Source organism: Ruegeria sp. CDSC045 (assembly GCF_059610725.1).
Map to the genome: position 1 here is coordinate 86,569 of NZ_JBXWOE010000007.1, position 12,425 is coordinate 98,993.

General features: G+C 57.7%; 11 protein-coding genes and 1 pseudogene. 5 read left to right on the forward strand and 7 right to left on the reverse strand.

What is annotated here, in order from left to right:
* From AC2FH6_RS13495 to AC2FH6_RS13525, 7 genes and pseudogenes are all read right to left on the reverse strand, one after another.
* A complete protein-coding gene (locus tag AC2FH6_RS13495) occupies nucleotides 1-474 on the reverse strand; it encodes a hypothetical protein (protein WP_496703113.1) in 474 nt (157 codons plus the stop codon).
* Nucleotides 475-483: 9 nt separating this feature from the next.
* On the reverse strand, nucleotides 484-753 hold the full coding sequence (locus AC2FH6_RS13500; protein ID WP_496701956.1) for a hypothetical protein: 270 nt from the start codon (nucleotides 751-753) through the stop codon (nucleotides 484-486).
* Between the two features lie 127 nt (nucleotides 754-880).
* Nucleotides 881-1,546: a D-lyxose/D-mannose family sugar isomerase gene (locus tag AC2FH6_RS13505; RefSeq protein ID WP_496701954.1), complete on the reverse strand. Its 666-nt coding sequence runs from the start codon at nucleotides 1,544-1,546 to the stop codon at nucleotides 881-883.
* 16 nt (nucleotides 1,547-1,562) lie between these two features.
* Entirely contained in the window at nucleotides 1,563-2,489 is a 927-nt protein-coding gene (locus tag AC2FH6_RS13510; RefSeq protein ID WP_496703116.1) for a carbohydrate kinase family protein, read from the reverse strand.
* Nucleotides 2,490-2,525: 36 nt separating this feature from the next.
* Nucleotides 2,526-3,506: a glucokinase gene (locus tag AC2FH6_RS13515; RefSeq protein WP_496703232.1), complete on the reverse strand. Its 981-nt coding sequence runs from the start codon at nucleotides 3,504-3,506 to the stop codon at nucleotides 2,526-2,528.
* A 39-nt stretch (nucleotides 3,507-3,545) separates the two neighbouring features.
* Nucleotides 3,546-4,850 (reverse strand): annotated as a pseudogene (locus tag AC2FH6_RS13520) (GH1 family beta-glucosidase); the annotation flags it as partial.
* A gap of 2 nt (nucleotides 4,851-4,852) precedes the next feature.
* Nucleotides 4,853-5,884: a LacI family DNA-binding transcriptional regulator gene (locus AC2FH6_RS13525; RefSeq protein WP_496703118.1), complete on the reverse strand. Its 1,032-nt coding sequence runs from the start codon at nucleotides 5,882-5,884 to the stop codon at nucleotides 4,853-4,855.
* 223 nt (nucleotides 5,885-6,107) lie between these two features.
* Here AC2FH6_RS13525 and AC2FH6_RS13530 point away from each other — a divergent pair, with 223 nt between their 5' ends.
* The 5 genes from AC2FH6_RS13530 (at nucleotide 6,108) to AC2FH6_RS13550 (ending at nucleotide 12,353) form a co-directional block, all read left to right on the forward strand.
* The gene (locus AC2FH6_RS13530) at nucleotides 6,108-7,376 is read left to right on the forward strand and encodes an ABC transporter substrate-binding protein (protein WP_282027174.1); all 1,269 of its coding nucleotides are present in this window, start codon (nucleotides 6,108-6,110) and stop codon (nucleotides 7,374-7,376) included.
* A gap of 66 nt (nucleotides 7,377-7,442) precedes the next feature.
* Nucleotides 7,443-8,450 (forward strand): carbohydrate ABC transporter permease, encoded by a 1,008-nt coding sequence (locus AC2FH6_RS13535; protein WP_496703120.1) that lies wholly within the window; start codon nucleotides 7,443-7,445, stop codon nucleotides 8,448-8,450.
* Nucleotides 8,451-8,453: 3 nt separating this feature from the next.
* Nucleotides 8,454-9,602, forward strand: coding sequence for a carbohydrate ABC transporter permease (locus AC2FH6_RS13540; protein WP_281972974.1), 1,149 nt, complete (start codon nucleotides 8,454-8,456; stop codon nucleotides 9,600-9,602).
* A gap of 9 nt (nucleotides 9,603-9,611) precedes the next feature.
* The gene (locus AC2FH6_RS13545) at nucleotides 9,612-11,267 is read left to right on the forward strand and encodes an alpha-amylase family glycosyl hydrolase (RefSeq protein WP_496703121.1); all 1,656 of its coding nucleotides are present in this window, start codon (nucleotides 9,612-9,614) and stop codon (nucleotides 11,265-11,267) included.
* 3 nt (nucleotides 11,268-11,270) lie between these two features.
* Entirely contained in the window at nucleotides 11,271-12,353 is a 1,083-nt protein-coding gene (locus tag AC2FH6_RS13550) for an ABC transporter ATP-binding protein (protein ID WP_496691373.1), read from the forward strand.
* Nucleotides 12,354-12,425: the final 72 nt, after the last annotated feature.

A 12,425-nucleotide genomic window follows, 5' to 3' on the forward strand; every position in this document is an offset into this window, starting at 1 on the left:
TTATTCGTTCGGCGTTTCTTTCCGGCGCCGGGCGTATTTCAGCAGCATGCTCAGCAAGGCCGTGATGGCTTCGGGCGCCAGTACGCCAACCGGGTCGCGGCGAATTCCGACTACGGTGTTTTGGACCTCGGCCAGGGATTCCCTGATTTCGGATTCAATGTCTTGCAGCGCCATATCCCGAAGTTCGACTGCGGCCGAGGCATCGCCGTGTTGGTTTATCGAATTGGCGAGCAGAACCAGAACCAAAGCAAGTACCAGATTGGTCCCCGCAACAAGTATCGCAGCAACGGGTTTCGACAGGGTCGCGGAAAGCCAGAAAAATCCGGCGAGATTCAGCATGATGATCGCCAGGCCCACCGCCACTCCGGCGGCTAGGTAAAACCCGGCCCGTTTCACGGTGATCGCAAGCTGTGCGCGTGCGATCAAGCGTTCAGCGCGCAAAATGACTGAGACATTGCGGGATATGCGGCTCATGGGCGTCTCCTAGCGTGACCGGCCAAGCATGTAGCCTAGGGCAAAAATACCAGCGGCAAACAGAATTGATTTTCTGTGCGGCAGATCTTCGAATTCCTCAAGTATATCGTCAAGCTGTGTGGACCAGGATTCGAGGTTATCTGTAAGCCGGTCGGCGATGGTTTCGTGCAGCGGGGCGTCAGCCCCTTTATCTGGCGAAGCGTTTTTTGCAGTTGGCTGCTCGGCAAGTTGCCGCCGCAACTCTGCGATCTCTGCTTCAAGCTCGGCTTTTGTCACCATTGCTCAGGCTCCTTCCCGGCGGACCACTATCAGCGTGCCAGTATCGCCCATGGTAGACTGATTTTCCGATTTAGTAAAAGGGGCTTATCGGGTTCAAAGCCGGTGCCAGCGCGCCTATGCGCCAATGTCAATAATCCGCAACCAGCAGGAAATCCGGGATGGCGTCTTCCTCGATTGTCGCAAAGCGAGGGATCGGCTGTTCGAAGACGTTGTCGGTTCGGTCGTCATTGACGGTAGACACTTCGCCAATCAAACAATCGCCTTTTTCCGCCCAGAACGCGTGCCAGATACCCGGCATCAAGGTCACGCTTTGACCGGGCTTTAGCCGCAGCAGTTCGCCAGGTTGAAGCGTCACAGGGCAGTTGTCGCTAGGCACGGTCACAGGGGTATCGCGGTCAATGCCGCCCTGAGGGTCTGAGGCGTAGATTTCCATCACCAGATCGCCACCGCCCCGGTTGATGATATCCTCGGCTTTGACGATGTGCCGGTGCATCGGCGAAAGCTGCTTGTCCCGCGACACCAGCAGTTTCTCGGCATAGAGCATGCCTTGCCCCTTGTTCAGATCGCTGACATCGCCATTGCGTAGGGTGAACAGGAACAGGCCAAGTTCGTCAAACCGACCCTGGCCATAGTCGGTTATGTCCCACCCAAGCCCGCGTTCACGGATACCGGCGGCCTGTTCGCTGCGCATTTTCTCGGGCGACCAGCCCGCAAACGGCGGCAGCACTGCCCCAAAGGAACGGATAAAGGCCTCGGCCTCGGATTTGATTTCGTTGATTTCGGAACGTTTCATCGGCTTCTTCGTTGGGTCAAAGTTCATGTGCCCAGGGCGGGTTTGCCCCGGCGCGTGCGACAGTAACAGCGGCGACTTCCGCCCCTTTCGAAAGGGCTGCGCGCAAGGCGTTTGCTGGCAATGTGCGCAATTCGGGTTTTGTTAAGTGGCCTGATTGATCTAGGGCGGACAAGACGCCTGCGTTGAAAGTGTCACCGGCGCCAACGGTGTCGACGACCTCGACCTTTTTTACGGGAACAGAAACGTCGGACCCGTCCGCAAGATACCCGATCGCGCCTTCGCTGCCCCGGGTGACGATCACCACCGAAGGTCCTGCCTGCAGCAACAGCGGAACTTTCTCAGCAAGGCTTTCTGGGCCCGGAATGATCCAGTTCAGATCTTCGTCCGAGACCTTGACGATATCCGCTTGCGCAATCATGCGGTTCAGCCGGGTGCGATACCGGGTCTGATCCCGGATGAAATCCGGGCGAATGTTTGGGTCCAACATGACGGCGCGCTCTGATCCAAAGCGGTCAAGCACCGCCGCATAGGCATCTGCGCAAGGCTCGCATGCCAGACTGATCCCGCCCAGATACAGCGCCGAGACCGAGGGCAGATGGCTTGGCATATCCTCTGGCGTCAACATCCGTCCGGCCGAGTTTTCATCGACGAAACTGTAGGCCGCCTGCCCATCCTTGAGCTGTACAAATGCCAATGTTGTCGGGCGGTCCGAGTGGATTACCCGGTCGGAGTCAACATGGCTGGCCTTGAGGGCGGTCATAAGCTGTTGCCCGAACATGTCAGAGGAAAGCCCGGTCAGCAGACCCACCGGCGTATCCAATCGACCCAGGGCAATAGCCGTGTTGAAAATCGCACCGCCAGAATGGGGCACAAACCCCAGTTCGCCCGAGATCGTGGGCGTCTCGATCATATCGATCAGGGCTTCACCACAGCATAGGATCATGCCGGGACCTTTCTGTTTCTGAAACGTGCGGTCAGACTACCGCCTTAGCGCATTTTTACAGAAATTGTTAGCGCCAACAATGCCAAATTCATCCTGTTCCGAGACATACAGGTTCATGGATCGGCGCAACTCGCTGAACCGGCCTCCGGCATTAAAGGCGTCTCGGAAGGCGTCCTTGAACAGCCAGCGGTTTTTTTCGGCCACGCCGCCCACAAGGAACACGCCACCGGAAGGCATCATGACGACCGCCAGATCGCCCATGACCGCGCCTAGATGTGTGGTGAACATATGCGCGGCCTTGACGGCATGGGCATCGGTTCCGTCGCGTGCATCCTGAAGGATATCGCGCGCGGTTCGGGGCTCGGCCTTTGCCCGACCCCCTGCCAGTTCGATGGCCTGATAGAGGATTGGCAAACCCGTACCGCTGAGGAACATTTCCGCCTCAAGTGTCAGGGTGTCGTCAAAGAAACACTCGGGGGCTACCTGCCGCGCGGCGTTGAATATTTCGACCTCGTCCTGATTTCGGGGCGAGAGGCCGATATGGCCGCCTTCGCCGGACACCGTGTGATAGCGGCCATTCGAATATAGCAGCGATCCGACACCTAGCCCGGTTCCAGGCCCGACGACCAGACGTGTGCCGGTCGGTGGATGCTTGGCCCCTTGCAAGACTTCAACATTGTCATGGGAAATTTCGGCAACAGACCACGCAGCGGCAGTGAAGTCGTTGATCACAAAGGTATGCCGGGCGCCCGTTGCCTGAGCGATATCATCCTCTGACAGATCAAGTTGGGCGTTGGTCAGCCTGATTGTACCGTTGCGGACAGGTCCTGCCCCGGCGGCAACCACGGCCCGTGGGTCGGTTCCGATCTCGTCGCGCAGGCTGTGAAAGGCTTCGAGCAATTCGGGCAGCTTGCCGGTGGGGTATTTGCGCAGATCCGTCAGCTCACCATTGGTGATCACGCCAAGCCGCGTATTGGTGCCGCCGATATCGGCCACGAGGTTCCAATGGTCGTGCATGGCCCCTGCCGGTTGCGCCAGCGGCAAGGACACGGTGCCTCCCGTCAGGGCCTTTTGTACTGCGGTGTAGGATGCCTTGGGTGTCCGTTCCATCGTCTGAAAGTCCACGTCCACAAGGCCGAACCGCTTCTCATATCCCAGCGCCCATTCGTAGTTGTCCAGCAGGGACCAGATGAAGTAACCCTTGATCGGCACGCCCTGTGCCAAGGCGTCCTGTACCGCCGATAGATGTTGGTTCAGATAGTCGATCCGGTCGCTATCCTGCTGCCGTTCGGGGCTGGCCATGCCATTTTCCGTCACCAGAATCGGTAGGTCCCCGGTGTAATCCTGCTTGGTGCGGGTCAGAAACCGGGTCAGGGCGGCGGGTTCGATCTCCCACCCCATCTGAGTTTTGGGCAGCGGGCCGGCGATTTCCTGCAGACTGGGCCAGGTGGTCTCCGAAGGCGCAATCAACTTGCGGGTATAGTAGTTCAGACCACACCAATCGACCGGCGTACCGATGATGTCGAAATCATCCTGCCAGCCAGCGGGCAGGTAGGGCTCTAACCCCTCCAGAACGTTGTCTGGATAGGCCTTGTTGAAAACGCCGCCCAGAAAGAACCGGTTGTAGATGCCGTCATACAGATCAGCCGCGCGGCGCGCTTCGGGGCTGTCATCTGCGGGTTCGGCCCATTCCAGGTTGAAAACCGCGCCCAGGTTGGACATGCCAAGGCCCCGCATCGCGTCGATGGCGCTGCCATGGGCCAGAAGGACGTGGTGCATTGCGCGGGCGGTTGCACGGATGTCGCGCAGACCCGGAGCGTGATGGCCTTCGAAATGGCTGAGCCAGCTGACGCACCACGGCTCATTTATGGGGGCGACGCTGTACATCCGATCGCCGATGCGGCCCATGATGACCTCGGTGAAATCGGCGAACCACCCGGCGATATCGCGATTGCGCCAGCCGCCCAGATCGGACAGCGGCGAGGGCAGCTCCCAATGGTAAAGCGTGGCGCAGGGGCGGATACCGCGTTCCAGCAGCGCATCGGCCAGCCGATCATAGTAATCCAGCCCGGCCTCATTCACCTGACCACGGCCTTCGGGCAGAACCCGCGCCCAGCTGGTCGAAAACCGGTAGCAATCAAAGCCGCCATCGCGCACCAGATCCAGATCCTGCGGGAACCGGTTCAGGTGGTCACAGGCCAGATCCCCGTTTTCATTTCGCACAACATTGCCGGGGGTCCTGGCAAAGGTATCCCAATGGGTTTGCCCGGCCCCTCCCTGTGCGTGGCCTTCGATCTGATAGGCCGAGGTCGCGACGCCAAAGAGGAAATCTTTGGGGAAATCAGTGCGGTTGTATTTCATATTCAGAACCTGTTGGGGGCGGGGCCGGTCGAGCCGCCAACTACCAGCTCGGCCTCCAGCAATCTAGTTTTGGCCGGGTCTTTGGGCGCATTTATTCGTTCGATCAGCATTTCGGCAGCAATTTCACCGGCCAACCGAACCGAGGATCGCGTGGCGGTGAAGATCGGTACATCCTGCCCGTTTTTCAGATAGGACAGGTCGTCATCATGGGCGATCACCGAAACATCGCGGCCCATCTGCAGCCCTGCTTCGTTCAATGCCCGCCGAACTCCGATGGCCGAAATCATTGACGAAACCAGGATGGCGGTCGGAGGGTTCTTAAGTTGAGCCATATCGCGCGCTTCGTGGTGGCCATACACCTCTGTCATCTCGGCGCTGCGCATCAATTCAGGGTCCGGTGACAGACCGGCTTGATCCAGGGCCTGCAGGTAACCGGCCCGGCGGCGTTGGGCGAAATCCATATCTTCAAGTCCGTTGATAAGGGCGATCCGTCGATGCCCCAGGTCGATCAGAAACTGGGTGGCGCGCTTGAACGAGCTTTTGTTGTTCACATCAACCCAGTCATAGGGCGCGTCTATTCCAGTGGATCGTCCGTGCACAATGAAGGGCGCGCCCATGCGATTGAGGACTTCAATCCGCTGCTCGTTCACCTTGGGGCCCTGCAGAACGACACCGTCCACGGCACCACGCTGAAACAGGTCGCGATATGCGCGTTCAATAGATGTGTCGTCGGCGCTGGTGAACATCATGTCATAGCCGTGTTCGGCATATCTACGAGCAGCCCCGGCGACAAAATCGCCAAAGATTGGGTTCACCATTTCATGCTGGGATGAGCTGGGAATCACGTGCCCGATCACGTGTGATCGACCTGTCGCCAGACCCTTGGCCCGGCTGTTCGGGCGGTACCCGTGTTTTGTTGCGGCGGCCTGAACCCTTGTGCGCGTGGCTTCGCTGACCTCGGGGTATCCGTTCAGCGCACGGCTGACGGTTGTTTGGGACAAACCAAGGATTTCAGAGAGCTGCTTTAGGTTCATATTTGTTCAAAGCGCCTACAAATTACTGCGTATTCTTGTTTTTGCGGGCATTTTCTCTGGTGGTCAACAGATTTCACGAACATCTCGTTTGATATTTGTATTTATGGACATTCGCAAAGCAATCATTGACAGGTGGAGGCTGTTAGCGCATAAACTCACTCCAACCAAAGCGCTTTGGATATTTGAGACCAAAGGCGCGAGATATCGTTGGGAGGAGAAATTCATGAAACACTCGCTTTATGCTGGCGTCGCCGCATTTACCCTGGTCGGGGGCGTCGCGCAGGCCGACAAGGTTACCGTATTCGGCCCGTGGCTGGGGCCGGACCAAGAGAATGTCGAAAAGGTACTGGATGGGTTCGCGGCGGCGACCGGGCATGAGTACAGCTATGTCGGCTCGGACAGCTTTGAGCAGCAAATCAGAATTGATGCCGAAGCCGGATCGGCGCCCAACGTAGCAGTGTTCCCTCAGCCCGGTCTGGCGTCAGATATGGCCAAGGCGGGTTTCCTGACTCCCCTGAGTGAAGGAACCGCGGATTGGATTCGCGACAACTATGCGGCTGGTCAGTCCTGGGTGGATCTGGGAACCTACCAAGGTCCGGACGGGCAGGATCACCTATATGGCTTCTTCTACAAGGTCGACGTGAAGTCGCTGGTTTGGTTCGTGCCGGAAAACTTCGAAGATGCCGGTTATGAGATTCCGACCACGATGGAAGAGCTCAAGGCGCTGTCCGATCAGATCGTTGCAGATGGCGAAACGCCATGGTGCATCGGGCTGGGTTCCGGCGGAGCGACAGGTTGGCCAGCGACTGACTGGGTTGAAGACATGATGCTGCGCACGTTGCCGCCCGAAGATTATGACGCCTGGGTCGCCAACAAATTGAAATTTAACGATCCTAAGGTTGTCGCCGCGATTGAAGAATTCGGAGCGTTTGCGCGCAACGATGATTACGTGGCCGGCGGAGCTGGCGCGGTTGCAACGACTGACTTCCGTGACAGCCCGAAGGGCATGTTCAGCTCGCCTCCGCAATGCTACATGCACCGTCAGGCTTCGTTCATTCCGGCCTTCTTCCCTGAAGGCACGGTTGTGGGCGAGGATGCCGATTTCTTCTATTTCCCGGCCTATGAAGGCAAGGATCTCGGCAGCCCGGTCCTTGGGGCCGGAACAGTTTGGGCAATCACCAATGACAGCCCGGGCGCGCATGCGCTGATGAAATACCTGGAGACACCCGAGGCGCATGAAGCCTGGATGGCTCTGACCGGGTTCCTGACGCCGCACAAAGGCGTCGATACCTCGGTCTTCTCAGACCCAACGCTGAAGAAGATGAACGACATTCTTCTGGGGGCCACCACCTTCCGGTTTGACGGTTCCGACCTGATGCCGGGCGGCGTGGGTGCAGGAACCTTCTGGACTGGTATGGTCGACTATACGGGCGGAACACCTGCCCAGGACGTCGCCGACGAAATCCAATCCTCGTGGGACGCGCTGGACTAAAGCGTCTGAGATTGGGCAACCCGCTCTGCCGGGTTGCCCGAACCTATCGTCGCAAGGGAGAGCGGCATGCACCCGGCATTTCAAGGCCTGCTGACCATCGCCATCGGCGTGTCAGGTTGCGTGGGCTACTTCTATCTATCCAATCAGTTTCTGGACAAAGTTCTGTTCCCGCCTAGGGGGCCGAATGCTGGCCGCAATATCAACCGCGCGAACATGATCCGGCCTTGGTTGTTTCTGTTCCCAGCGCTGGCTGCTTTGGGCTTGTATCTGGCCTATCCGGTTGTCGAAACCCTACGCCTGTCACTGACTGATCGTGTCCCGGGCGGCGGCTACAAATGGGTCGGGCTGGACAACTATGTCCAGATGGCGCAAGAGCCCAAATTCTGGGAAGCCATGCGCAACAACATGCTATGGCTGATCGTGGTGCCTGCAATGTCGACAGCGTTTGGCCTATTGGTGGCTCAGCTGACCGACCGCATCCGTTGGGGCAACATCGCCAAGTCTCTGATTTTCATGCCGATGGCCATCTCGTTCGTGGGGGCCTCGGTGATCTGGAAGCTGGTCTATGACACCCGTCCGGTTGAGCAGGACCAGATCGGGATGCTGAACGCGCTTTACATCTTTTTCGGAGGAGTCGAGCCGCAGACATGGTTGACCATTCCCTTCTGGAACAGCTTTTTTCTTATGGTTGTGCTGGTCTGGATTCAGACTGGTTTTGCCATGGTTATCCTGTCAGCCGCCCTGCGCGGCATTCCCGAGGAAACCATCGAAGCTGCCATTCTGGATGGGGCCAATCCGTTCCAGATTTTCTTCCGTATCAAAGTGCCGCAGATCAAGACCACCATCCTGGTGGTCTGGACCACGATCACCATCACCGTGCTCAAGGTCTTTGACATCGTGTTTGCCATGACCAACGGCCAGTGGGAAACGCAGGTTCTGGCCAATTACATGTATGACAAGCTGTTCCGCACCAATGACTGGGGCGTGGGCTCGGCTTCGGCCATGGTGATCATGCTGCTGGTGGCACCGATCCTTGTCTGGAATGTGCGCAATGCGCGCAAAGAGATGGAGTAGGCCATGAGCGATATAGCAGGAACCAAACCCGCCCTTCGCTGGGCTGTCCATGCCTCGGTGCTTTTTTTGGTCGTGCTCTGGGTGGTGCCGACGCTGGGGCTGTTGATCTCATCCTTTCGTACTGCCGACCAGATTGCCACAAGCGGCTGGTGGCGGTCGCTGTTCCCATCCGAGCAGAACCTAACGCTGCGCGCTGCCGCACCGGAAACTCAGGTGCTGGAGAACGGCGTTTACATGATCGAGGGCAACCTGTTTGAAACCGGCGCGCAGGCGGCGATCTCGAAATGGGGCATCAGTTCTCGTGCGATCGATGATTTTGTACCCGGTGACACGGCAGAGCTGCGCAAGGGTGGCACGATCACGGTGGATGCCGATGGCAAATACCGGATGGAAAACACCGAAGAGTTCACCGGCAGTCGCGGCACGCGCGTCTTTGTGACGGCGGAACTGCCTCCCGAGTTCACCTTGGCCAATTACCATAAGGTTCTGTTGGCAGAAGACAGCACCGACAGTATGGGACGGGCGTTTTTCAATACGCTGACGGTCACGATACCGGCAACGATCATTCCGATCCTTGTAGCCGCTTTTGCCGCCTATGCCTTGGCGTGGATGGATTTCCCCGGTCGGGCACTGTTGATCGCTGCGGTTGTTGGCCTGTTGGTGGTGCCGCTGCAACTGGCACTGATCCCACTGCTGAAATTTCACCTGAGCATCGGAATTGAGAAAGGCTATTTGGGCGTCTGGATGGCCCATACCGGGTTCGGGATGCCCTTGGCCATCTACCTGTTGCGCAACTACATGGCCGGGCTGCCGCGCGATCTGATCGAAAACGCACGCGTTGATGGCGCGACCGAGTTCCAGATCTTTACCAAACTGATCCTGCCGCTCAGCTTTCCGGCATTGGCGTCTTTTGCCATCTTCCAATTTCTCTGGACTTGGAATGATCTGCTGGTTGCCAAAGTGTTCCTGATCGATGCGTCCGGCCAGACCACAGTGATGACAAACCGGATTGTCGAGCTGTTGGGCACGCGCGGTGGGAACTGGGAAATCCTTGCCACGGCGGCCTTCGTCTCGATCGCTGTGCCGCTGGCTGTCTTTTTCGCAATGCAAAAATACCTGGTCCGAGGCCTGCTGGCCGGGTCCGTCAAATAGAGGCGTCTGATGAACGTGCAGAACACAACAGAACTTTCCAATGCAACCAAGGTGGCCGCTGACTGGTGGCGTGGTGGCGTCATCTATCAGATCTATCCGCGCAGCTTTCAGGACAGCAATGGTGACGGGATCGGAGACCTGAAAGGCATCACCCAGCGATTGGGGTACATTGCCTCTCTGGGCGTTGATGCGATCTGGATTTCGCCCTTCTTCAAATCTCCGATGAAGGATTTCGGATATGACGTCAGCGACTATCGCGATGTTGATCCGATGTTCGGCACGATGGAGGATTTTCGGGACCTGCTGGATCACGCCCATGCCCAGGGGTTGAAGGTGATGATCGATCTGGTTCTGTCGCACACGTCAGATCAGCACCCCTGGTTCAGCGAAAGCCGCGCCAGCCGTGAAAACGCCAAGTCCGACTGGTATGTCTGGGCCGATCCAAAACCGGACGGTACGCCGCCGAACAACTGGTTGTCGATTTTCGGGGGCTCGGCCTGGCAGTGGGACGCTCGGCGGTTGCAGTATTACCTGCATAATTTCCTGACCTCACAGCCGGATCTGAATTTTCACTGCGCGGATGTGCAGGACGCCTTGCTGGATGTCGCCAGTTTCTGGCTTGATCTGGGTGTCGATGGGTTTCGTCTGGATACAATCAACTTCTATTTACACGACAAAAAGCTGCGAGATAATCCTGCCCTGCCCGTGGAGCAGCGCAATGCCTCAATCGCGCCGATGGTAAACCCGTATAACCATCAGGACCACCTGTTCTCCAAAAGCCAGCCCGAGAACATTGCCTTTCTGGAACGCCTGCGGGCCCTGACCGATCAATATGAAGGTCGCGCCTGTCTGGGCGAGGTGGGCGACGCACAGCGTGGGCTTGAGATTATGGGCGAATACACCAGCGGTAATAAGCGCATGCACATGTGCTATGCGTTCGAGTTCCTTGAAAAGCGCGCTTTGACTGCCAGCTATGCACAGCAGGTATTTGATCAGCTCGAGGACAAAGCAGGTGATGCCTGGCCTTGCTGGGCATTTTCGAACCATGACGTGGAACGTCACGCGTCGCGCTGGCGTCTGGACGATCCGGCCACCAGACAGCATGCAGTTTTGATGATGTGCATGCGCGGCTCGGCCTGCTTGTATCAAGGCGAAGAGTTGGGCCTGCCCGAGGCGGACGTGGCCTTTGACGATCTGCAAGACCCGTATGGCGTCGAATTCTGGCCCGAGTTCAAGGGCCGCGACGGATGCCGGACGCCGATGGTTTGGGCTGCGCAGGATGAACAATCGGGCTTTAGCACCGGCAAGCCTTGGTTGCCTGTCAGTGACCCTCAGGCCGAGCGTGCCGTGGACCGATCAGAGGCTGAGCCCAAGTCCATGCTTCACCACTATCGTCGTGCGATTGCATTCCGCCATGCCCATCCGGCTTTGATGTTGGGGGCGCAAAAGAACATGACGCAGATCGGGACCGTTTTGACCTTCACGCGTGAAGATCATGCAGAAGAGGTGTTCTGCGCATTTAACCTCGGTACCGAACGTTCCGAAGTAATTTTGCCAGACGGGAACTGGCGCGTGATCGGGGAAGAGTTGGGCGGCGTCGCAGGAACGGGGACAGTGTCTCTGGGTGCTGCACAATTCTGCCTGCTGTTGAGGGAGAAGGAATAAACCATGTCAGAGCTAAACCTCACAGATGTCGCCAAAACCTATGGCAATGTGGATGTTCTGAAGAACATCAATCTTGAGATTGAGCGGGGCGAGTTGATCGTTTTTGTCGGGCCTTCGGGCTGTGGCAAATCCACCTTGCTGCGCATGGTCGCCGGGTTGGAAAAGATCTCGGGCGGAACGCTCGAGATTGAAGGGCAGGTGATGAACGATGTGCCGCCAGCACAGCGAGGCATCGCGATGGTGTTCCAAAGCTATGCGCTGTACCCACATATGACCGTTCGCGAAAACATGGCCTTTGCGCTGAAGATAGCCAAAATGCCGGTGGCTGAAGTCGGCGCCGCGGTCGATCGGGCGGCCCGCATCCTACAGCTTGAACCTTATCTGGACCGGTTGCCCAAAGCGCTATCCGGCGGTCAGCGTCAGCGTGTCGCAATCGGGCGCGCCATTGTGCGTGACCCCAAGGTTTACCTGTTCGACGAACCGCTTTCGAACCTGGACGCGGCGCTGCGTGTCGCCACCCGGATCGAAATCGCCCGCCTGAAAGAGGCGATGCCGGACAGCACGATGATCTATGTCACCCATGATCAGGTCGAAGCGATGACCCTGGCCAGCCGTATCGTTGTGCTAGCCAACAAAGGGATCGCCCAAGTTGGCACGCCGCTGGAGCTGTATGAGACGCCGGACAACGAGTTTGTCGCGCAATTCATCGGTTCACCAGCAATGAACCTGATGTCGGGGGTCATTACCGCGACCGGCGCACAGACAGTCGTCAAGCTGGACGGTGGCGGCACGGCGATATCAGCGGTACCAACCGAGGCTGGAGACGAAGGCAAGCAGGTGAATATCGGCGTCCGCCCCGAGGATTTTGTGTCCGTGGATAGCGACCCAATCCTTGAAGGGGTCGTAGACTTTACCGAGGCTTTGGGCGAGGTGACGCTGTTATACTTCGCGGTCGAGGATGGGACGGATGCCCTTATTGCCAAGCTTCCGGGCGTTCAGAAGAATATGCGGGGCAAAACTGTGATGGTCTCTGCGAATCCTGACAAGGTTCATTTGTTCCATCAGGGGGTTTCCATGCGGAAATAACCCTTTCCAACACGGTTCTTGACAAGACCCCTGATGCTGTTTCAACTTGATTGAAACGTTTCATTTTGTGGT

Coding starts and splice junctions, on each gene's coding strand:
- AC2FH6_RS13515 (WP_496703232.1), bottom strand. CDS start 3,506: ATGCACGACCATTGGAACCTCGTGGCCGATATCGGCGGCACCAATACG.
- AC2FH6_RS13510 (WP_496703116.1), bottom strand. CDS start 2,489: ATGATCCTATGCTGTGGTGAAGCCCTGATCGATATGATCGAGACGCCC.
- AC2FH6_RS13545 (WP_496703121.1), top strand. CDS start 9,612: ATGAACGTGCAGAACACAACAGAACTTTCCAATGCAACCAAGGTGGCC.
- AC2FH6_RS13495 (WP_496703113.1), bottom strand. CDS start 474: ATGAGCCGCATATCCCGCAATGTCTCAGTCATTTTGCGCGCTGAACGC.
- AC2FH6_RS13540 (WP_281972974.1), top strand. CDS start 8,454: ATGAGCGATATAGCAGGAACCAAACCCGCCCTTCGCTGGGCTGTCCAT.
- AC2FH6_RS13505 (WP_496701954.1), bottom strand. CDS start 1,546: ATGAAACGTTCCGAAATCAACGAAATCAAATCCGAGGCCGAGGCCTTT.
- AC2FH6_RS13500 (WP_496701956.1), bottom strand. CDS start 753: ATGGTGACAAAAGCCGAGCTTGAAGCAGAGATCGCAGAGTTGCGGCGG.
- AC2FH6_RS13535 (WP_496703120.1), top strand. CDS start 7,443: ATGCACCCGGCATTTCAAGGCCTGCTGACCATCGCCATCGGCGTGTCA.
- AC2FH6_RS13550 (WP_496691373.1), top strand. CDS start 11,271: ATGTCAGAGCTAAACCTCACAGATGTCGCCAAAACCTATGGCAATGTG.
- AC2FH6_RS13530 (WP_282027174.1), top strand. CDS start 6,108: ATGAAACACTCGCTTTATGCTGGCGTCGCCGCATTTACCCTGGTCGGG.
- AC2FH6_RS13525 (WP_496703118.1), bottom strand. CDS start 5,884: ATGAACCTAAAGCAGCTCTCTGAAATCCTTGGTTTGTCCCAAACAACC.